The sequence below is a fragment of the Paenibacillus sp. FSL R5-0486 genome (genome assembly GCF_037975155.1).
Classification (GTDB): domain Bacteria; phylum Bacillota; class Bacilli; order Paenibacillales; family Paenibacillaceae; genus Paenibacillus; species Paenibacillus amylolyticus.
Map to the genome: position 1 here is coordinate 2818360 of NZ_CP150237.1, position 21103 is coordinate 2839462.

The window sequence follows — 21103 nt, forward strand, 5'->3', positions numbered from 1 at the left end:
TAAAAGCTATTAAAATTATATTAATTATATATTTCACCTATTAAGAATGGGGGTGTATAATCCATCTCAAGAGAGAGTTCATATGAGATATAAAAGAGAAAGAGGAGGATGAATACAGATGAGTATATTTTCTTACCAAGTTCCGTTTATGGATAGATACAAGAGTGATTTTTCTGCTTTTAAAGGGAAGGTGCTACTTATTGTGAATACAGCAAGTCGGTGCAGCTACTCCCGGCAATTCAGTGAACTTCAGCAGATGTATGAGAAATATGGTGATCAGGGGCTGGAGATTCTGGCGTTCCCGTGCAACCAGTTTAACGACAAAGAACCTGGTAGTAGCGCTGAGGTAGCTGAGTATTGCAGAAGTCAGTTTCAGATATCCTTTCCGATATTGGAGAAGGTTGAGGTCGTTGGGCAATCGATGCATCCTGTGTTTCGTTATCTGACTACAGAAGCGCCATTTCAAGGTTATGATCTGGACACGAAGGAAGGACAGTGGATGGACACCTTTGTGAAGGAGAAGCATCCAGAATTGTATCAAGGTGACGGCATCAAATGGAATTTCACCAAATTCCTGATTGATCGCAGTGGGAACGTCCATGGCCGTTATGAAACGACAGTAGCTCCATTAGAGATGGAGTCAGTTATTCAGAATTTGTTGAAGGAATCATAAGTATACCTTAATCCCTGTCCTGAGGTCCTATGACTTTGGGACTGTTGAAGATTAGAACTGGAAATGTTAGGGTAAAAGAAGATAACGAAGGGCTCCATTTTTTTTAATCGAAAATGACCAATATACCATTTTGGTCAGTTAGTTCTATTGTGGTTTTATCGTTATCTGGATGAAATGTGAAAATGTGCAAAAAATAACTTGAATCTGTTGATCTGAAGAGTAAGTGTAATCGAGTCTGTAAATCAAGTCATTATTTTTTAGTTGTAGAACTCTTAACTTGGAAAGAAGGAGTGAGTGTCATGCCACCAATTTCAGTGCCTCAACCAAAAACATTTGGCCCACTGGGCAATTTGCCGCAATTGAACTTTGAAGAGCCGGTGCAATCCTTGGTGAAACTGGCTGAAGAATACGGACCGATCTTTCGTATGGAGTACCCCGGACGAAGTGAATTGTATATTTCCGGTCACGAACTGGTCGCCGAGGTAACAGATGAATCCAAATTCGACAAACGGGTGTGGGCACCCCTTGCGAAGGTTCGTGCTTTTGCAGGAGATGGGCTATTTACGAGTTGGACCGAGGAGCCGAATTGGAAAAAAGCCCATAACGTACTGCTGCCAAGTTTCAGTCAACGTGCGATGCAGGGATATCACAACAAAATGATTGATCTGGCTGTGCAGCTGGTTCAGAAATGGTCACGATTGAACCCGGATGAGACGGTTAACGTTCCGGATGATATGACACGTCTTACGCTCGACACGATTGGCCTGTGTGGGTTCAACTATCGGTTTAACAGCTTCTATCGGGAAGAACCACATCCATTCATTACGAGTATGGTTCGTGCGTTGGATGAATCCATGAGTTCATTGCAACGACTGCGTCTGCAAGACAAGCTGATGATCACCAAAAAGAAACAGTTTGAACAGGATATCCGTTCCATGTTCTCTTTGGTGGATCACATTATTGCCGAGCGCAAAGAGAAACCGCAGGAAGGCGCAGATGATCTGTTGTCCCACATGCTCAGCGGCAAGGACCCGGAAACAGGAGAAACGCTGGATGATGAGAACATCCGTTATCAGATTATTACATTCCTGATTGCTGGACATGAGACCACAAGTGGACTGTTATCCTTCGCCGTTTATTATCTGATGAAGAATCCGGATACGCTGGCTAAAGCACAAGCTGAGGTGGATCAGATTCTGAAAGATCCGGTTCCCACGTACAACCAGGTTCGCAATCTGAAGTATGTTCGCATGGTTTTGAATGAAGCACTGCGGTTATGGCCTACGGCCCCGGCATTTTCCCTGTATGCAAAAGAGGACACGGTACTTGCGGGTCAATATCCTTTGCAAAAAGGAGACAGTGTCAGTGTACTTATTCCCAAGCTGCATCGTGACCGCGAAGCCTGGGGAGACGACGTAGAGGAATTCCGCCCGGAACGGTTCGAAGATCCGAGCAAAGTGCCGCATGATGCCTATAAACCTTTTGGTAACGGTCAACGGGCCTGCATTGGTCAGCAGTTTGCACTTCAGGAAGCAACGCTGGTACTGGGCATGGTGTTGAAGCATTTTGACTTCATAGATCATTCTGATTATCAGTTAAAAGTGAAAGAAACGCTGACACTCAAACCGGATAACTTCACAATTCGTGTACGTGCGCGTGGCGGGCAGCCAGTCATGGCCGTTCCGGGTGTAGCGGTTGAAGAACCAAAGCCAGTTGCCAAAAGAACGGAGCCGGATGCAGCCAATGCCCACCACACACCGATGCTTGTTCTGTACGGTTCCAATCTGGGTACCGCTGAAGGCATTGCACGTGAAATTGCAGATACCGCCAGATATCAGGGTTTCCGGAGTGAGGTTGCTACGCTGGATGATCGTGTTGGCAAACTGCCAAAGGAGGGTGCCGTCATTATTGTCAGTGCATCCTATAATGGTCAGCCGCCAAGTAATGCCAAGATGTTTGTCGAGTGGATCGAACATGCAGATGCGAATGAATTCAAAGGTGTGCGTTTCGCCGTTCTTGGATGCGGTGACCACAACTGGGCCAGCACCTATCAGCGTATTCCGCGTTTAATAGATGAACAGTTATCTTCCAAAGGAGCAGAGCGGTTATCACCGCTGGGTGAGTCCGATGCCAGTGGAGATTTCGAGAAACAGGTGGGGGATTGGACAGAGCAATTATGGCCAGATCTCGCACGAACGATGGGACTGAAACTGAACACAAGCTCCAATAGCGAACGCAGTTCCCTATCTGTACAGTTTGTCAGTGGGCTCGCCGTAACACCGCTTGCGGATACGTATGATGCCCATGTGGCAGAAGTACTTGAGAACAGGGAGCTTCACGACGCGGGCAGTGAACGAAGCACACGTCACCTGGAGATCAAATTGCCAGAAGGCATAACCTACAAGGAAGGGGATCATCTGGGCATTCTGCCACAGAATCCACCGGAACTTGTGGAACGTGTATTGCGTCGTTATGGATTCACCGGAACGGAGCATCTTGTTCTGGATGCATCCGGTCGCAGTGCCGCGCATCTGCCGCTGCAACAACCGGTGAACCTCTATGATCTGCTCAGTCATAGCGTTGAGCTTCAGGAGGCGGCAACTCGTGCGCAGTTGAGAGAAATGGCAGCATACACCGTATGTCCACCGCATAAGAAAGAACTTGAAGCGCTGCTTGATGAATCTGTGTATATGGATGAAGTGCGGAATAAACGGATCTCCATGCTGGATTATCTGGTGAAATATGAGGCATGTGAACTGCCGTTTGAGCGTTTCCTTGAATTATTGCCTTCACTAAAAGCCAGATATTATTCGATCTCCAGTTCACCGCGTGTTCAGCCCGATCAAGCGAGTATTACGGTCAGTGTTGTGCGCGCCCCAGCATGGAGTGGACAGGGAGAATACAAAGGCATTGCGTCCAACTATCTGGCAAACCTGAAACCGGGTGACGAGATCGTCATGTTCACGCGGACACCGGAATCCGGCTTCCAACTGCCGGAGGATGCACAGGTTCCCGTTATCATGGTAGGTCCGGGTACAGGTGTTGCTCCATTCCGAGGTTTCTTGCAGGCAAGGCACGTATTGAAGGAACAAGGTCGTGAGGTTGGCGAAGCCCACCTGTACTTTGGATGCCGGAATCCCGAGCATGATTATCTGTACAAAAATGAATTGGAAGCAGCCCAGCAAGAAGGGCTTGTGAAGCTTCATACGGCCTTCTCCCGTGTAGACTGGGAGGAGAAATGTTATGTACAGCATCTGATGAGAGACGATGCCCGTCATCTGATTCCTTTGTTTGAAGAGGGAGCGCATCTGTATATCTGCGGTGATGGCAGCAAGATGGCACCTGATGTGGAAGCCACACTCCAGCAGGCATACGCTGATATTCATGGCAAATCCGCGAAGGAAGCAGAAGATTGGCTTAATCAGCTTCAGCAGGAAGGTCGTTATGCCAAGGACGTATGGACAGGCATCTGATGTACACATGTGAAGGGTCAGCTTGATCTGTAACTGGCTGAGCGGTGAGATACAGAAGCAGTTCTGTTCTCACCGCTTTTTGACATAAAATGATTCTTCAGCAGATAAGTGGTTGCATGGGTTATAATTATATATTGGAAGGGAGCACCCGTATGCAGACATTTGGGAACCATTGTATGGCTTGCGAAAAGAACCAGCTTTACTTCCGGGTACACGGCCGTTTCAGTTTTTTTCTTCCGGCGGTTGGCCGATAGATCGACTCGACGCTGGAAAGAGGAAATAATATACGGGAAGGGACTCTGCCTTTTCCCTGGAGTTCAAGATAATCCAGTCCCACGCCCACAAGTCTGATATTGTTAAATGCATTCCTGGAAGGGAAAGTCGTACGGATTCCCACTCTGACGCCTCGCCGTGTTCGAGGAATATCGAATACCCGAATGGAATTCAGACTAAGTGGAATGAATAACTGCCGGTTTACTTTGATAAACTGCCTTGGATAGACACGACGAATACGTCCCGGTTCCAACCCGGAGAGTGGAGTATTCAGTTCTGCAAGGTGCCCCTGGAGTTCTGCCAGACGCTGCTGAAGTGTTTTTCCAGTATGGAGATGCTGCCAGCTCATAAGTATTCCTCCGTTCGCCATTTGTACCTAGTATATGAAGGAACGGGGGAGGAAGGTGTACGTTTGATAGCCCATGTTCGTTAGGGCTAATGGGGTTTCTTTTATAATAGAGGAGTGATTCACATGATCGTAGAGATGTATAAAGACCTCATTAAGGATGAGCGTGGCAATTATTATCTAGCAGTGCAGATCGAGGGCAATGAGCTTACGCTCGTTAATGCTTTCGTCGAAGCGGCATTCACACCTGAACTGATCTACAATGAAGAGTTTCGTACCAAGCATAAAGAGATGGAAGGCGGGTTTGTAGGCAAAATTGCGATGGACCTGCTAAGGCACGATGTGGTCATGGGGATGAAGCAAATCGACCGAAAACTGTTGAACTTGTCGGATGTGGAACAGCAGTTCACGGTAAATTATATTGATACGATTGAATTTTATCGTCATCCGGCGTGGCAACGGAAGGTGTAAGGTGAAACTCATCTCCTCTGTAACCAGAGAGAGAATGATTTCCGCAGTGGTAGTCAATTTCTAAATCTTGTGTCCTTATGAATAAGAAATAAAGAAATATAAACGCGCAAAGGGGAAAAGCGCAAGTGCAGGGGAAGTATACCTCGGCAACTTGCGCTTTTTGCATACAAACAATTAACGATACGTAGGATGGATGATGCCAATATCGCGTTCGGTGCTCAAACTTCCATCAGCGTAACGCTGCATTTCATTTCCTTTGACCCGAATCGGAATGCGCTCTCCTTGATAGAAGAGCTCTCCCTCGACTGTGCGAACGCTCATTCCAATAACGCCTTCCAGATGTCCACTATGATCCGTCACCAGTCGAATCCCTGACGGGCCATCCAGATGAACCTTGCCTTCCAGATATACCGTCATGCGATCAGGCGTGTTGACCAATTCATATCCTACTTTGTTGACTTTTCGGCTATAAGCCGTGTTGCCAGATACGATCTCACCATGATCTATGTCGATGGGGAGCAGTCCGGTAAACCAGAGCTGATTCGATCCAACAGGCATAATTCCGCATAGTCGCTCCACATAATCGAGGAGACAGAGGATGGAGGGTGAGTACGTCTCGGTAAAACCTTGTTCTCCGGTCCATGGGCTTAGTACCTGACCAAATCGCTTATCTTTGGATAGGGCGGACAAGATAGGCTGCATTACCCAGGTTAGCTCCACATATCGATGATGATACTCGAATGCGTGTGGCGCCCGAATCAGACTCAGGAAATTGGATGCCCCTCCCCAGCTGTTATAGGAGGAAAAGGGATCAAATCTGGGATCATCCATTGAAATCGATGTAAACGGGTATTTAGCGAAAAACTTGCTTGTATTCAACAGGTACCGACGCAGTAGGTTATCGAACAATTCACGGTCGCCCACCTCGCAGGCCATTACGCGGAGCAACACATCGGATTGTACTCTGACCAACTCGTCATTGCGATCCCGATCATAGAAGAACATATCCTGTTCGTCGTAACAATAACGGAAAAGACTTTCCAGGCTAGACTCGGCTTTTGCTTTCCAATCCGTTCCCGATTCTCCCAGTTCTTCAGCCATGCGGGACAGATACAAGCGCTGACAATAGATATTGGCAGTCAGATCTGGTGCCAGAAAAGGCAGAATCGGAGAATCCGGGTGATAGGCAGAAGCATCATTCATGTAAGGTGTGTCCGGAACATGCCAGAATCGCGGGGATAAGTCATGTCCGGTGTCAAACGTACTGAAGGCCTCTACACAGCCAGTTCCTCGGGTATTACGGTTGTGGGCAATCCACTCATCGTAACGAACCATAGCCTTATACATCGTGTTCAGGAAAGGCCACTGCTTCCCATGATTGCTATGAAGCTGATAGTGGTTCCATACACTGCGTGCCAGCGGAGTGACCAACTGGATTTGCCGGAAAGAGGGTCCGTTTGCCGTGAGTTTATACGGGAGCAATCCATCTTCTCTTTGCTGCTTGGCAAATGCGAGGTACGTTGTTTCGGATACGGAAGGCAGCAGGCGAGACAGCAGCTCTGCATTGATGGTACCTGTACTCTCTAACCAACATCCCAGATAGATGCCACCTTCTTGTAAAATAGGATCGTTGTCTCCCATGGGCAGGATACAAGCAAGCAAATTCTCCACCGCTGCATAATACGTAGCTTCCAGTTGTCCGCCCGATGCCGCAAACCGGATACCCGACGCATGCCATTCTTGTAATAACTGCTGATCTTCCGGTTTAACTGGCTGAACTTGATCCATAATCGAAATGTTGCGCAGCCGATTCAGTATCTCTTCTGTCATATGTTCCTCCTCACAGTATCTGCTTATTGATTCGATTCAAAAATACGAACGGTCCCGTTATAGAAGTCGGAGACAGCTTGCTCCACACTTTTTCGTCCAAATCCGATCTCTTGATTTGTCGTCTGAGCTAACTTGGAGAACTCTGCAAATCCAGGTGGGTTGTAACTCACGTCAAAAGGTTCAGTCTTCGTTGCTTCAGAGACAAGGTTTGTATAGTTATAGACAATCTCCTCCACAGGACCAGCGCCTTCCTGAAGAAGATTTCGATTGGCTTCCGTAACGGGCACGCCGCGGTCATTACCAAGGATTTTGGCTGCTTCCGGATCATGAATCCAGAAATCCATTAACGTTGCCACTTCCTTCGGATGTTTGGTATTCGCATAACCCGATAATCCCTGACTGGATTCAAATACAACACCCGTTCCCTTAGGGCCTCGTGGTACAGGGAGAAGTACTAGCGGATCTTCCGTCAAGCTCTGGAATGCAGCAAGTTGGTTGGATGGTAGTAGAGTCATGGCTGCTTTGCCTGTGATCAACAGGGACTTACTGGTGTCATCATGCGGGTTGGATACCTGTAATTCCGGTGTGACTACACCGCCAGATGCCGAAGTCTTTTCCCAATACTGGAACCATTCCAGAATGTCTTCTTTGGCGAATCCAAGTGTGCCATTTTTCATGTCATACAGTTGTTTACCCCTCTGTTTTAGATAAATATCCATCCCGTCGACGGTAAAGTTGTACGTTCCATAGAAGCCGTCTCCGAGCTTGTCGGACAACTCTTTGCTGATGGCGGCATAGTCCGCCCAGTCCCAATCCGAAGCTGGCAAAGGCACGCCGGCTTTCTCAAAGAGTGACTTGTTAACAATAATTCCCCGTGCGTTCGCACCGGCAGAGATATGTTGCAGCTTCCCGTCGAGACGTCCGTATTCGATCATAGTTTCATCCATACCGTCCAAATTCAGTTCGTTGCCAACATATGGGTCCAGATTGAGCAGGACATCTTTTTTGGCATAGTCCACGACATTTCCGCCAAGGAAAAAGATATCAGGTGCTGTGCCTGATGCCAATTGGGTATTCAGCTTGTCGAAATATCCAGAGGAGGGTGCAAATTCACCTACAATTTTAATAGCCGGATGTTTTGTCTGAAAGATCTTGAGGGCTTCATTCGTAATATCTGCCCGTTTCTGGTCACCCCACCACATGATGCGCAGTTCGACCTGTCCGCCCTCGGTAGTTCCATTATCATTACCATTGCTTGCATCATTAGTACCGGTATGGTCTGTTCCGGAGCAAGCTGTTACAAATAACAAAAGTGAAGTGATCATACCAATCATGAAACGTTTGAACATGATAAATCCCCCTGTCTAATGATATGAGAAACGTGTTGTTACTTCAGACCAGTTGTCGCAATGCCCTCAAGGAAATATCGCTGAAACAGTAAAAAGATGATAGTCACGGGAAGCAGTGACAGGGTGGACATGGCAAGTAATGCGCCCCAATCGGATTGTCCTGATGGATCGAAGAGAGAGCGAATGCCCAGCTGCACGGTGAACAGATCAATTTTGCTCAGATAGATCATCTGACTGAAAAAATCATCCCAGCTCCACAGGAAGGTGAAGATCGCGGTTGTAATCAGTGCTGGAACGAGCAGTGGCACTACGATTCGGAAATAGATCTGTGATTGCCCGCAACCGTCAATGGTTGCACTCTCGTCCAGCTCCCGCGGTATACCGCGTATGAATTGAACCATAAGCAGGATGAAGAAGGAATCCTGCGCAAGCCACTTAGGCAGGATCAGCGGGAAATACGTATTAATCCATTGAAGCTCATTATAGAGAATGTACTGAGGCACCAGAGTAACATGGTAAGGCAACATAATCGTGACCAACATCATGCTGAACCACAAGCCTTTGAATGTGAACTTTAATCTGGAGAAAGCAAATGCTGCAAGGGAACAGGAGATCACATTGCCCAGCACACTCATGACCGAGATCAGCACGGAGTTGCCGAAGAAACGGCCGAAAGAGATGCCCTGCAGACCTTTCCAGCCATTAATATAGTGCTCCAGCGTGAAACTGGTTGGGAAAAGACTGCCACTGGTGAAAATGAGATGGTTCGGTTTAAACGAACTGAGAATCAACCATAGTACTGGATATAACATCAGCAGACCGAAGAGTATAATGGCGGCATGCCTCCCGGCCTGAACCAGTTGTCGTTTGATTGGCACATGCATTACCTCCCCTCCTGATTATTATCCCCGTAGAACACCCAAAATCGGGATGTAACAAAGACGATTGCGGTGAATACCCCGATAATGACCAACATGATCCAAGCCAGAGCCGAAGCATAACCCATATCAAAGAACGAAAAACCTTTCAGATACAGATACAAGGTATAAAACATTGTTGCGTCGAGTGGACCCCCGCGGCCATCCCCGATCACGTAAGCTGGTGTAAACGCCTGGAATGAATTGATCATGCTCATGATCAGGTTAAAAAAGATAACGGGGGAGAGCATGGGCAGGGTAATTCCGAAAAATTGACGTATCTTGCCCGCTCCATCGACATCGGAAGCTTCATATAAGTCTGCCGGGACCTGTTTCAGGCCAGCAAGAAAGATGACCATGGCAGACCCGAATTGCCACACGGATAGTGTGATGATGGTATAGACCACATAATCTGGATGCGCAATCCAGGATGGACCCGAGATACCAAACCAGCTTAAAAACTGGTTAACCAGTCCGTTCCCCTCAAAAAGTTGCCGCCAGACGATTGCAATCGCGACGCTGCCGCCCAAGAGGGAAGGGATGTAATATACAGTCCGGTAGATGCCAAGGGCTCGAATTCCCTTGTTCAGCGCCATTGCCACCAATAGGGCGAAGGCGAGCCTTAGTGGAACGGATAGAAAGACATAATAAAACGTCAGCCCGAGGGACCTGCGAAAGGTATCGTCCTCGGTAAAGATGTGAACATAGTTGCTAAGTCCAGTCCAAGTCGGTGATGACAGCAGATTGAATTTGGTCATGGATAAGTATAGGGACGCAACCATTGGTCCCAGTGTCAGACAGAAGAGCCCGATCAGCCAGGGTAGAAGAAACAAGTAGGCTGTGGTATTGTGCTGACCGTATAAGGGCTTAGTCTGTTTTTTCATCATGTGCCTCCCTTCTGAATGGGTAAGAATAATAGTCACCAATTATGAATCCGCTTACAACATACGGCGTTCTCTTGGTAACCACATCATACCGGGGAAGGGGAGAAGCTTGAATCTCATTTCTTCGGATCATGACTATCGATTTTTTCGGAATGCAGCAAGCGATAGTCTGACGGACTCATGTTGAACATTCTTTTGAATTTCGAGCTGAAATAACTTGGTGAACTGAAGCCGGTCAGTTCTGTAATATCCCACACGGTTAATTGGGTTTCCTTCAGCAGTTGCAAGGCGTGTTTCATCCGAACGCCCGTCACATACTGAATAAAAGAGGTCCCTGCACCTTCCTTAAACAGTTCGGAGAAATAGGTAGGATAATAGTTAAACCGTTCAGCGAGTAACGTCAAGGTTAGCTCCTGCATGTAGTTCTCCTCGATATATCGCTTGGCTAAGTCTATAACCGTCTCATCCCCATCTTCTGAAGGAAGTTGTCGACTCAGGAAGTCTTGAGCCCATTGCATTAATAAGCGTTCTGCTTGATCTGGCGTCTTAAGCCAAAGTATCCATTCCGGGGCCATAGGAAAATCCATCAACAATGAAATTTGAAAAATGCTTCGTGTCATTCTGGAGGGAGTAAGCTGGAATGCCTCGTGAAGTTCCTTGCGGATGATGCTGCGGAAGGAGTCCAGTTCCCCTCGAATGAGGTAACGATGCAGCTTGCGTGTTGTTTCTTCAGGCAGTAATGGACTATAGTCTGTTCCTGCCTGAAGGTTTGGCCCGCTGCCAGCCCGTTCAGCTGAATTCCATGCCAGAAGGGAATGGATATAACCTTCTTTCCAGTGCTCAAGTCCGGAACCAGAAAGTCCCACCCCAATCTTGAGTTCGATGGAAAAAAGGGATGCCGTATGTCCCGAGAGCAGTTGGATGAATTCATGCTGCATACCGTCTTGCACCATGAAATGCATGATGCCTGCGTGTGCCGAATCATGAAAAACCTGGACATTGTCTGAATCAGACTGGGCGATTTCGTAACATACCATTTCGAAAGGAAGATGCATCTGCTCGTGTAATCGATCTTTTCGAATATCCGGCTTGTCCGAGTGACTTATACTCGCGGTGATGAAACAGACCTTCTGATCCTGCCATGATTCCAGATGGAATAATCTGAGCCGTTCTGGCATGGAGGAAGGCGGTAGGCGATTGCCTTTAACGAGATCAAGAAGGAAACGTTCCTTCATTTCCCGGTAATACTGAGAGAGTCGCCATTGCAACAATTCGGAATCGCCTCGTATTTTACGTTTGTCATCCAGATCCGCTTTGATTTTGCCTAATGTGGCTTTCAATTCATCCCGGGTTACAGGTTTCAGTAAATAATCCATGACCTGGCTGCGGACCCCCGCTCTGGCATATTGAAAATCCTCATAACCCGTGATAATGATAATCTGAATGGAAGGGTTATAACTGCGGCAGACATCCAATAGTCTGATGCCATCCATGACAGGCATATTCATATCGGTAATCAGCAAGTCAAAATGTTCAGATTTCAAAAGTTCATCCGCTTGGATCCCATTAGAGGCTTCTCCTGTTATGACAAAACCCATGCCATGCCAATCGACTTTCAATTTTAATCCTTCGCGAACTTCGATCTCGTCATCTGCGATTAATACGTTGTACATCATATTCCTCCTGTACGGGTAGAGTCAGTTCAATGTAAGCTCCTCCGCGCTCATCGTTCTCCACATGGACCGTGAACAAGCCACCATAATGCAGACGACAACGAGCAATGACATTGCTCAGTCCAATATGCCAGCCTTCATTATGCAATATGGATTCCAATGAGGAGGGAGCAACCGGATGTTGCAACTTATTGATTATTTCTGCTGGGATACCCGGTCCGTTGTCTAAAACGCTGATGTGCAGACGATCATACATCCGGTTGATCCGTATCTGTACCTGAGCTGTCGTCTGATGTTGGAAGCTGTATTTCACTGCATTTTCAATAAGTGGTTGAAGAATAAACTTGATGATGACCACGTAGTTCAGTGTACCTTCCAACGTTACTGAAATGTCGAGTTTATGACCGAAACGAGTCTGCAAAATGGAGATATAACGCTGCACATAATCCAGCTCTTCGGTTAGCGGAACACGGTCGTCATTGGTATTGATAGAAAAGCGCATCATTTTACCCAGATCCTCAATGACCTGAACCGTATCATCCGTTCGGCGCTGAATGGCAAGGCTGCTAACCAGCTCCAGAGTATTAAACATAAAATGTGGATTAATCTGTATGAGAAGTGCCTTGTACTCTGCTTGCTGGCGCAGTAGTTTCAGTTCAAATTCATTCTGGATATGCTGCCGCAGCTGACTGATCATATAACGGAAGGTGAAGATCACATAACTGATCTCGCTCTTTACATTTTTATCCGGAGGCAGAAGTGAATCCGCTTGGTCAAAAGCACCTCGTTGAACCTGTCTCATCGCCAGCACCAGTCTGGTCAAAGGTTTGGTTACGCCGTGGGATAACCATGCAGCAGCCAAGAGGGAGACCAGAATCAGGGCAATCGTCACCACCACAATTGTGCTTTGGAGCTTATGGAGAGAGAGGTACAATTCCTTTTCAGGTGCGATACCCGCCAACATCCAGCCGGTACGTCCCAGTTTCTTGAATACAAGAATGTCTCGCTGTCCTTCCTGGTTTGTGAGGTATGCCACACCGGATTTGAGCGGGCTGTTTCGAAAACGATCGATCTCTGCGGTAGCTACAGCACCCAACGCGTCTATCTGTTGTGACAGAATAGGATTTCCTTGCTCGCCCAGTAGAAAAATAGTGCTACTCTCCGCAAGATGTATGCGCCGGAGCGGCTCCAGAAAATAAGATTCACTGACATTTACCTTCATGACATTCTGCGCTGTAGCATGATGAAAGGTGCCAATGGGCATCAGCAGACTGACCACCGGATTACCATGATCTCTGACACGTTCATGTTGATCGGTGTGTGCAGGTAACCAGCGTTCTCCCAACGTGTAAAAATTCGTATACCAGGATTCTTGTACAAAGGCAGGGTCATATGTTACCTGATTCTCGCTGCCAATTCGCAGTCCATTCCGACGATAGATGGATACATCCGAGATACTTGTGTAACTGTTGGTTGCCTGAGTAAGAAAACGGCTCATCGCAAGATTGGCCAGCATCTTTTCTCCTTCGGGCAGGTTCGGATCACCGATCGCGTTATCCCAGTTTTTGCCCATATCACTATTGAAAACAAGAGAGGCGACATCGTAGATCTGCATCTGCACCATGTCTACGTATGAACCGTATTCCTCCATTTTCTCAAGAGCAGAGGATTCGATGTAAGAGCGAATGACCGTGCGTGATTCCTTGAAGAGCAGGTAGGAGAGTGTGCCAAAAGCGAGGACAAACAGGACAACGATAAAGGCAATCAGACGGTTTTTTAAAGAGAAGAACATAGATTTCCTCCTTCTACCGAGTCGACTTGCAGATTAGGCACAATAATATAAAAAAGACTGCGTGATATGCGCAGCCTTTAAATGAAATTAATAATGTAGTGCAGACCTGGGAGACTTAGAAACGAACCAGATTATTGACATTGACAGGCAAACCCGTCGCGATGGCGCGATTGGCAGCAATACCCGTCAGAATGGATCTGGCACCGTCCACGTGGTTAGCAGCGCGATGGAACGGATCTTCTACAGGCTCTCCAAACAGATCATTCAGCAGAACCGGGTCACCTCCGCCATGTCCACCTGCTTTCTCTTCCACTTCAACCTCATATGGCGCATCAAACATTGGAAGAACCCGCAACGTTTTACCGATTAAAGCACCTTCTTTACTTTTGTCACCCAATGAATTGACATAGGATTGCTCCACAATGTTCATTTCAATCCGGCCTTTGGTGCCATTAATGGCAATGCGATAACCCTCCCATGGCTGGTAGGCAACGAGGGAGTAGGTCAGAATGGCTTTGTTCCGATACTTCACAAGAACACCCATCGTATCCTCAATGTTGATGCCATCCCCAAATACACTCTGATCGCGCTGGTAACCATCTTCCGATTCGGCATCCAGATACATGGACTTCATATGTGCGTCTGAATCCAAATGCAGTGCAAAAGGGTCATCCTTTGCGATCGGGTTGCCGGTTGCCCGGTTGTAGAATTGCGTTACACCGCGTTCTTCTGCGTTTTCTCTGCCGTAATACATCAGATCACCAAATGCAAACACGGTATCCGGTTGCGAGCCAATCCAGAAATTCACCAAATCGAAGTGATGGGTGGATTTGTGCACGAGTAATCCGCCGCTATTACGCTTGTCCCGATGCCAACGGCGGAAATAATCTGCCCCGTGGCGGGTATTCAGCAGCCATTCAAAGTGAACGGAAGTGACTTTCCCGATGGTATCATTCAGAATAAGTTCCCGAATCTTAGTATGGTGCGGTGCATAACGGTAATTAAAGGTGACTCTTACGTTCTGGCCAGTCCGCTTGACAGCATCCAGAATCTCCTGACATTTCTCCTCATCGATGGTCATCGGTTTTTCGGTGACAACGTCACAACCCAGTTCCATCGCACGAATGATGTACTTGTGATGGGTGCGGTCAACACTCGTTACGATGACATAGTCAGGCTTCTCGTTCTCAATCATCTGATCAAACTGATCTGCAGGATAAGTGGGTACCTCAGGATACTCGTACTTTTCCTTCAATAGTTGATTCGCGTAGTTCATGCGGACTTGATTTATATCACAAAAGCCGACAAGCTCGGATGTATCCCTGTAATCCCGGGTCAAAGCACCATAAAAAAATTCGGCGCGGCCGCCGGTTCCAACTAATACATAACGTTTTTTGTTACTCATGTCTATCGCCTCCTTGAATATAGCTCTAGACTATAACAAGGGAGTACTTCTTTCGCCGCATTTTATGCGTAACCGCTTTCAAATGCCGCATATTTTGCTATAATTTATGGAAAGGAGAGAGGGCGATATGACAGAACCTTTCAGTGCAGATTTTCATGATCCCTCGGATTTACTGCACATCGAATATGATCGTCGCATTGGATATTTCTCGATGACGGATGACCATCTGCATGATCATTATGAGTTATATTACCTGTTGTCTGGTGAGCGTATCTATTTCATTAAGGACCGGACCTACCGGGTAAAGGCTGGTGATCTGGTGTTTGTTGACCGCAATACGGTTCATAAAACATTGGAGAGCGGTATGCCTGACCATGAGCGGATGGTGCTGTATTTGAAGCCTGAGCTTTTTGCAGCCATAGCTATTTCCGCGGAGTTAGTTGAAGGCTTGAAGGAACCCTTCTGTTGGGAGATTCCTATTGTAAGGTTTCCATCTCAAGTCACTGAGGTTCTAGAACGGATGGTTAGCGAAATGGTGGATGAAATGCTTCGTCCTCAACCTGGAAGCAACCTGTTGCTCCGTCACCGGGCTGTTGAATTGTTGCTCCATGCCTATCGTAATCAACACTTGGGCAGGTTAAGCTCCGATGATCGTGAGCCGGTTCTTCATCCCAAGACACAGGCAGTTGTACGTTACCTGAATGAGAACTATCAGAAACCACTGACATTACCGGAGGTGGCGGGCATGTTTCGCATTAGTCCGCATTATCTGAGTCGATTGTTCAAACAAACGACGGGATTTACCTTCAGTGATTATCTGAATCTGTTACGGGTGAAGGAAGCACAGCGTTTACTGCGAGAAAGTGAAGAATCCATTACGGACATCGCATGGCTTGCGGGATTCAGTAACTTCTCTCATTTTGGCAAGATGTTCAAACGTACCGTTCAGGTATCACCAAGAGTTTATAGACAGGAATACAAGGAATCGGGTTCCGTGAGGACCCTAAAAGAGGGAGAGAATATACGATGATTGAAGCGAGATTAAATGAACTGGGGATCATTTTGCCACAGGCCAGTGCCCCCGCAGCGAAATACGCCAATGCCGTTATTGTGAATGGAATTATGTATGTATCCGGGAAAGGACCGGATACCTCCGAACGCGGCAAACTGGGATCAGACTTCACAACAGAGCAGGGGTATGATTTTGCCCGGAATGCTGGACTGGAGGTGCTTGCTGTCGTTCGAGATGTGTTGGGTTCACTGGATCGGGTTAAGAGAGTGGTTAAAGTGCAGGGATTCATCAATGCGTCCGCTTCGTATCAGGAGCATCATAAAGTGCTAAATGGATTCTCGGATCTGATGATGGAGGTATTTGGGGATCAGGGGGTACACGCTCGTTCAGTATTCGGTGCAGTGTCCGTAAGGGATAATTTGCCGCTGATCATTGATTCTATTTTTCAAGTGGAGGAGTAGGTATAACGATGATAGAATCGTCTTCATTTAATCCGATCATGTTAACGATACCCGAGAGCTTCCATACGGAACGCCTCTCGATTCGAGCACCACAGTGGGGGGATGGCGCAGCCGTTAATGAAGCGGTCCGTGAGAGTGCGGAGCAGCTGCGGTTGTGGTTACCTTTTGCCGAGAAAATCCCTTCATTGGAAGAGTCTGAAGTGACTGTTCGCAAAGCAAGGCTGCAATATCTGGAACGTACCGACATGATGTTACATTTGCGTGATAGACATACGGATGAATTCGTAGGCAGCAGCGGGTTACATCGTATTGACTGGAATGCACGCTGTTTTGAGATTGGTTACTGGATTCGAACATCGCGAGCTGGTGAGGGTTTGATGACAGAAGCGGTGAAAGGCATTGAGCAATTTGCCATTACTCATCTGGAGGCGAACCGGCTGGAGATCCGCTGTGATGCCCGCAATGTGCGAAGTGCCAAAGTAGCCGAACGAGCGGGTTATACACTGGAAGGTGTACTGCGCAAGATGAGACGTGACAGCACAGGTACGCTGGTTAATTGTATGGTTTTCTCCAAAATCAGAGGCATTGAGTTCGAGTAAAGGGAGGGTAGATATGGAGCGAATCGGTCAAGGAAGAACTGCGGAAATCTATGCGTATTCGAACGAGCACATTATGAAGTTATATCGAATGGATTTTCCTCACGAAGCCGTCCAGAATGAATTTAGAATAAGTGAGTTGGCATTCAAAAAAGGACTCCCCGTCCCACAGGCAGTATCCTTGATAGAACATACTACGTCGCGTGCTGGCATTGTTTTTGAGCGAATCCAGGGGATTACCCTGTTATCACTTATCATTCAGCAACCGGAGTTACTAGAGCAGCTGGCGTTTAAAATGGCTGACTGTCATTACAGACTTCATTGCGAGCGAGATGATGAAGGAACACTCCCCTTACAGAAGCAGATTTTATCGGGAGCGATTCGCAATGTTCGATTATTGTCGGAGGACGATCAAGCGCGAGTCCTTTCTTACTTAACAACATTGCCTGATCAACAACAGATCTGTCATGGCGATTTTCACCCTGATAATGTTATGCTCAGTGAGGCTGGCGATCAATACTGGGTCATTGATTGGATGACTGGTATGTCGGGTGATCCTGCGGGTGATGTGGCTCGAAGCTGGGTAATATTAATGAGTGCCACATTGCCGGAAGATACAGATCCTGCTATACGAATGGGGTTTGAAACGGCTCGTGAATCGCTGGTCGAATTTTACATCCATCATTATATGCAACTTTCCGGGATTACACGTGAAGCAATAGAGTCCTGGATGCTGCCAGTTGCTGCCGCGCGTCTTGACGAGGATTTGCCCGCTCAAGAGGTGGAACAGCTGCTCAAGTTTGTTCAGGAACGAATTCGTCTGTTATAAAAGTTGAATTACATATTATTTACACTGACACTACGATGACAGAATAACCTTTCAATCGCTGTTATCCCCAGATTTTTTGATTCCCTTTTCCGAAGGGGAAAATCCGGGGATAAAGGCGAAGCATATGCTTCCGAAGCAGCTTTCTTGCAGAAAGCTTTTAGCTTCGCTTTTTCAGGTTTTTTCTGTCCTCTTCGTTATAATGTTAATAATTAGTTCAACTTCTATAGACGAATCTAATGATTTTTTTATATAAGGGTAGAGAAAGAGGGGACTTATTCATGCTGCATTCATTAAAGGCCATACAATCATACAAGTCAGGTAATACGCCGGAAGCCCAGCAGCTATGGCTGCAACTGCTGGCAGCAGCGGAGAAACCCCATATTAACCTCGAACGCATTCATTCCATTGCCGAACTTGAGGGAACAAATCCGGTGCTGGACTACACCGAGCGTACACTTCACGTACTGGAGGAGCTTCAGGTTTCTTTTTGGGTGCGAGAAATTCTGGAAGACGTATTAACCTGGTCAGAGACGGCGAAGGCCGGATCACGGGAGCAACGGCGGGTATGGCAAAAGCAGGGCGTTAACTTGTTTGTACACAATGTGGGGTCCGCTCAGTTATATGACTTATACGCAGTGGCAGAGCACCTGGATAATGACATCGATAAGACCAAGGAGACGAGTATATATCAACTTGGTTCTCCGAGTGGTGCTCTAAGTAACAATGCGGATATAAGCGAGCATGATGCGCTGAATACACACACTCCAAGGCATGAGATTATACGTACTCTAATTGCTACACATGGACTTATTGGTCAATACATACGGGGTGAGATTCCATTTGCCGAAAATGCTCCGCTTCACGGCTTGATCGTCAAAGGATGGCTTACTACAGATGAATTGCACACCATACTGATGGCATTAAATGAGTGCATTATTGCAGGCGTTGATCGAGCGTTATGGAATCAGGTTCAGGCTGAGGTACAGCGAATTGTAGGCTGGATTATCACCGGACCGAATCATGAGGACTGGAGCGTGAAGGAACGGTTATCCCGCTTAAGAAGTTCATCCATTCGGCAAGGAGAAGCTATGGATACGGCTTATGCCAGGCTCCAAACGGAACTGGATGTAGAACAGGCGTTGGCTCCGCTGGCTCATCGCACATTATGGTATGTGGAGTCGGCCATGCAGGATTTTTCGTTGCAGGAGATGGTGAAAGTGTTCCTGTTGACACTTCGCAGCGAGAGCATGCATCCAACATCCATGGAGAGTCGATCTGAAATCGTTCGCCATATCAGCTTCGAACCATTGATGAATACGATGTATTACGATTACAAGTGCGTCAAGAAGCTCAATATTTACAAGAAACGAATGATTGAAAAATATTTGGAACAGTATTCGTGGGAACAGATTGTGGCAGGGGAGCAGATCGTCTATCCCCATCTAACCCATCGCATTGAACGTCATACGGATCTGCCGGATACATTATTCGTGACCTTCGAATTTTCTCCGGCTGCCGAGAAGCTGATTGCATTCTGTATTGAAGCGGAAAAGTCGCCGTTATACGAGAAGGCTGTACTGCTGTTATTTGACCTGTTCGGATTACGCAGGGATGCGTATGATCGTTTCCACAACGAAGAGACGTATTTGTCCGATATGAACAGCTCCGGTGATTACAAAAAAGTACTGCTCGACTATATCGTTGGTAAACGAGTACTGGATATTGGTCCAGGTGGAGGAATTCTGCTGGATCTGATTGAGCAGGAAAAACCGGAAGTGGAGCCGATTGGTATCGATATCTCAGCCAATGTCATTGAAGCGCTGGAACGCAAAAAACAACGTGAGGGACATCGCTGGCAAGTGATGAAGGGCGATGCCCTACAACTGGAGCAATATGTGCAGCCGGGCACAGTGGATACGGTTATTTTTTCATCCATTCTGCATGAATTATATTCATATATTGAACTGGACGGTCGAAGATTTAATTCCGATACGGTTGTAGCAGCGCTGAGAAGTTCATTCCGTGTGCTGTCACCTGGAGGAAGAATTCTGATTCGGGATGGGATCATGAGTGAACCTGAGGCACAGAAGCGCCGGATTCGTTTCCTGGAACCGGATGGGATGCGCTGGCTGGAGCGGTATGCAGAGGATTTTCAGGGACGCGCAATTCAATATGAGCGGGTCTCAGAAAATGAGGTCGTATTGCCGATCAACGATGCAATGGAGTTTCTCTACACCTATACGTGGGGCGAAGAGGCATACGTGCATGAAATTCAGGAACAGTTCGGTATATTCACGCCGACAGCCTATGAGAACTGTATTCGAGAAGCGCTGGGTGAACAAGCCGAGATTATTACGTTCCGACATTTTCTCCAGGAGGGGTACACGGAAGCACTTGGAGAACGAATGATCTTCATGAAGGAAAATGGTGAGCCTGCGCCTTTGCCAGACAGTACCTGCCTGATTGTCATTGAGAAGAAAAAAGGGTTGGCGGATGAATGATGAGTGAGGCCAGTACGTTTTTGTATTTTGTCAGACATGCGGAGTCTCGATATGTTGAAGGACAGGAACGCGAGCGTGGACTGACAGAGCAAGGTCATCAAGATGCGGGAACGGTTGCCAGTCTGCTCCATGGGGAGCAGATTCAACTGTTTTATTCTAGCCCCTACAGGCGAGCGGTAGATACGATTCAGATTCTGGCAGATTGGTCAGATGGAATTGTGGTGACAGAGGAAGATTTGCGTGAACGCCAGTTGTCGAGTTCAGATGTGAAGCATGCTAATTTTCGTGAAGCCAAGCAGCAGTTGTACCGTGATCCTACGTATGCGTATTCAGGTGGGGAGTCTGGTGCACAGGCTCGCTCAAGGGCAGTAGCGGTAATCGAGAAAATTTTGGATAAACATGTGGGTCACAAGGTAGTCATCGGAACCCATGGAGATGTAATGACACTTATTTTACAACACTATGATTCTTCCTACGGGTATGACTTTTGGGAGAGTACTACGATGCCGGATATTTTTAAATTGCAGTTTGATGGAACGCGCAAGTTGGTCCAGGTCACCCGATTGTGGGAGTGACAGAGATCTATATAAGAAATGCATTAGTCAGAATGAGAGTGGA

At 47.1% G+C, this 21103-nt stretch carries 17 protein-coding genes; 9 read left to right on the forward strand and 8 right to left on the reverse strand.

All coding sequences use genetic code 11. The annotated features are described in order from the left end of the window. The first annotated feature begins 118 nt into the window (after nt 1-118). Nucleotides 119-673, forward strand: a complete 555-nt coding sequence (locus MKY01_RS12885; protein ID WP_339286522.1) for a glutathione peroxidase — start codon at nt 119-121, stop codon at nt 671-673. Between the two features lie 299 nt (nt 674-972). Continuing rightward, a complete protein-coding gene (locus MKY01_RS12890) occupies nt 973-4146 on the forward strand; it encodes a bifunctional cytochrome P450/NADPH--P450 reductase (RefSeq protein WP_339286523.1) in 3174 nt (1057 codons plus the stop codon). Nucleotides 4147-4345: 199 nt separating this feature from the next. Here the strand turns inward: MKY01_RS12890 and MKY01_RS12895 are convergent, their stop codons facing one another. Beyond that, nucleotides 4346-4768: a hypothetical protein gene (locus MKY01_RS12895; RefSeq protein WP_076318675.1), complete on the reverse strand. Its 423-nt coding sequence runs from the start codon at nt 4766-4768 to the stop codon at nt 4346-4348. 123 nt (nt 4769-4891) lie between these two features. Here MKY01_RS12895 and MKY01_RS12900 point away from each other — a divergent pair, with 123 nt between their 5' ends. Further along, nucleotides 4892-5236 (forward strand): hypothetical protein, encoded by a 345-nt coding sequence (locus MKY01_RS12900; RefSeq protein WP_062833999.1) that lies wholly within the window; start codon nt 4892-4894, stop codon nt 5234-5236. Nucleotides 5237-5410: 174 nt separating this feature from the next. On the opposite strand, the gene MKY01_RS12905 is transcribed toward MKY01_RS12900, so the two are convergent. From MKY01_RS12905 to MKY01_RS12935, 7 genes are all read right to left on the reverse strand, one after another. Further along, nucleotides 5411-7066, reverse strand: coding sequence for a hypothetical protein (locus tag MKY01_RS12905; protein WP_339286524.1), 1656 nt, complete (start codon nt 7064-7066; stop codon nt 5411-5413). A 23-nt stretch (nt 7067-7089) separates the two neighbouring features. Next, nucleotides 7090-8415 (reverse strand): extracellular solute-binding protein, encoded by a 1326-nt coding sequence (locus tag MKY01_RS12910; RefSeq protein WP_339286525.1) that lies wholly within the window; start codon nt 8413-8415, stop codon nt 7090-7092. Nucleotides 8416-8453: 38 nt separating this feature from the next. Beyond that, complete coding sequence (locus tag MKY01_RS12915) at nt 8454-9299, reverse strand: carbohydrate ABC transporter permease (protein ID WP_339286526.1); 846 nt, start codon at nt 9297-9299, stop codon at nt 8454-8456. Then, nucleotides 9299-10216 carry a sugar ABC transporter permease gene (locus MKY01_RS12920; RefSeq protein WP_339287153.1) on the reverse strand — a complete coding sequence of 306 codons (918 nt, stop codon included), beginning with the start codon at nt 10214-10216 and terminating at the stop codon, nt 9299-9301. Before MKY01_RS12920 ends, MKY01_RS12915 begins: the two co-directional genes overlap by 1 nt. Nucleotides 10217-10332: 116 nt before the next feature. Beyond that, nucleotides 10333-11892: a response regulator gene (locus MKY01_RS12925; RefSeq protein WP_339286527.1), complete on the reverse strand. Its 1560-nt coding sequence runs from the start codon at nt 11890-11892 to the stop codon at nt 10333-10335. Beyond that, the gene (locus tag MKY01_RS12930; protein WP_339286528.1) at nt 11864-13681 is read right to left on the reverse strand and encodes a sensor histidine kinase; all 1818 of its coding nucleotides are present in this window, start codon (nt 13679-13681) and stop codon (nt 11864-11866) included. Before MKY01_RS12930 ends, MKY01_RS12925 begins: the two co-directional genes overlap by 29 nt. A gap of 115 nt (nt 13682-13796) precedes the next feature. Beyond that, nucleotides 13797-15086 (reverse strand): Gfo/Idh/MocA family oxidoreductase, encoded by a 1290-nt coding sequence (locus MKY01_RS12935; RefSeq protein ID WP_036670584.1) that lies wholly within the window; start codon nt 15084-15086, stop codon nt 13797-13799. Nucleotides 15087-15213: 127 nt separating this feature from the next. Here MKY01_RS12935 and MKY01_RS12940 point away from each other — a divergent pair, with 127 nt between their 5' ends. From MKY01_RS12940 to MKY01_RS12965, 6 genes are all read left to right on the forward strand, one after another. Continuing rightward, nucleotides 15214-16116, forward strand: coding sequence for an AraC family transcriptional regulator (locus MKY01_RS12940; protein ID WP_076249608.1), 903 nt, complete (start codon nt 15214-15216; stop codon nt 16114-16116). After that, a complete protein-coding gene (locus tag MKY01_RS12945) occupies nt 16113-16559 on the forward strand; it encodes a RidA family protein (RefSeq protein WP_047842646.1) in 447 nt (148 codons plus the stop codon). The genes MKY01_RS12940 and MKY01_RS12945 overlap by 4 nt, the downstream gene beginning before the upstream one ends. Nucleotides 16560-16567: 8 nt before the next feature. After that, nucleotides 16568-17158 (forward strand): GNAT family N-acetyltransferase, encoded by a 591-nt coding sequence (locus tag MKY01_RS12950; RefSeq protein ID WP_339286529.1) that lies wholly within the window; start codon nt 16568-16570, stop codon nt 17156-17158. 13 nt (nt 17159-17171) lie between these two features. After that, entirely contained in the window at nt 17172-17984 is an 813-nt protein-coding gene (locus MKY01_RS12955; RefSeq protein ID WP_339286530.1) for an aminoglycoside phosphotransferase family protein, read from the forward strand. Nucleotides 17985-18262: 278 nt separating this feature from the next. After that, a complete protein-coding gene (locus MKY01_RS12960) occupies nt 18263-20485 on the forward strand; it encodes a class I SAM-dependent methyltransferase (protein ID WP_339286531.1) in 2223 nt (740 codons plus the stop codon). Then, nucleotides 20482-21060, forward strand: a complete 579-nt coding sequence (locus tag MKY01_RS12965; protein ID WP_282321702.1) for a histidine phosphatase family protein — start codon at nt 20482-20484, stop codon at nt 21058-21060. Before MKY01_RS12960 ends, MKY01_RS12965 begins: the two co-directional genes overlap by 4 nt. Nucleotides 21061-21103: the final 43 nt, after the last annotated feature.

Excerpts from the sequence above, each read along its gene's own strand:
- MKY01_RS12885 (WP_339286522.1), top strand. The coding sequence starts at position 119 with ATGAGTATATTTTCTTACCAAGTTCCGTTTATGGATAGATACAAGAGT.
- MKY01_RS12890 (WP_339286523.1), top strand. The coding sequence starts at position 973 with ATGCCACCAATTTCAGTGCCTCAACCAAAAACATTTGGCCCACTGGGC.
- MKY01_RS12895 (WP_076318675.1), bottom strand. The coding sequence starts at position 4,768 with ATGAGCTGGCAGCATCTCCATACTGGAAAAACACTTCAGCAGCGTCTG.
- MKY01_RS12900 (WP_062833999.1), top strand. The coding sequence starts at position 4,892 with ATGATCGTAGAGATGTATAAAGACCTCATTAAGGATGAGCGTGGCAAT.
- MKY01_RS12905 (WP_339286524.1), bottom strand. The coding sequence starts at position 7,066 with ATGACAGAAGAGATACTGAATCGGCTGCGCAACATTTCGATTATGGAT.
- MKY01_RS12910 (WP_339286525.1), bottom strand. The coding sequence starts at position 8,415 with ATGTTCAAACGTTTCATGATTGGTATGATCACTTCACTTTTGTTATTT.
- MKY01_RS12915 (WP_339286526.1), bottom strand. The coding sequence starts at position 9,299 with ATGCATGTGCCAATCAAACGACAACTGGTTCAGGCCGGGAGGCATGCC.
- MKY01_RS12920 (WP_339287153.1), bottom strand. The coding sequence starts at position 10,216 with ATGAAAAAACAGACTAAGCCCTTATACGGTCAGCACAATACCACAGCC.
- MKY01_RS12925 (WP_339286527.1), bottom strand. The coding sequence starts at position 11,892 with ATGATGTACAACGTATTAATCGCAGATGACGAGATCGAAGTTCGCGAA.
- MKY01_RS12930 (WP_339286528.1), bottom strand. The coding sequence starts at position 13,681 with ATGTTCTTCTCTTTAAAAAACCGTCTGATTGCCTTTATCGTTGTCCTG.
- MKY01_RS12935 (WP_036670584.1), bottom strand. The coding sequence starts at position 15,086 with ATGAGTAACAAAAAACGTTATGTATTAGTTGGAACCGGCGGCCGCGCC.
- MKY01_RS12940 (WP_076249608.1), top strand. The coding sequence starts at position 15,214 with ATGACAGAACCTTTCAGTGCAGATTTTCATGATCCCTCGGATTTACTG.
- MKY01_RS12945 (WP_047842646.1), top strand. The coding sequence starts at position 16,113 with ATGATTGAAGCGAGATTAAATGAACTGGGGATCATTTTGCCACAGGCC.
- MKY01_RS12950 (WP_339286529.1), top strand. The coding sequence starts at position 16,568 with ATGATAGAATCGTCTTCATTTAATCCGATCATGTTAACGATACCCGAG.
- MKY01_RS12955 (WP_339286530.1), top strand. The coding sequence starts at position 17,172 with ATGGAGCGAATCGGTCAAGGAAGAACTGCGGAAATCTATGCGTATTCG.
- MKY01_RS12960 (WP_339286531.1), top strand. The coding sequence starts at position 18,263 with ATGCTGCATTCATTAAAGGCCATACAATCATACAAGTCAGGTAATACG.
- MKY01_RS12965 (WP_282321702.1), top strand. The coding sequence starts at position 20,482 with ATGATGAGTGAGGCCAGTACGTTTTTGTATTTTGTCAGACATGCGGAG.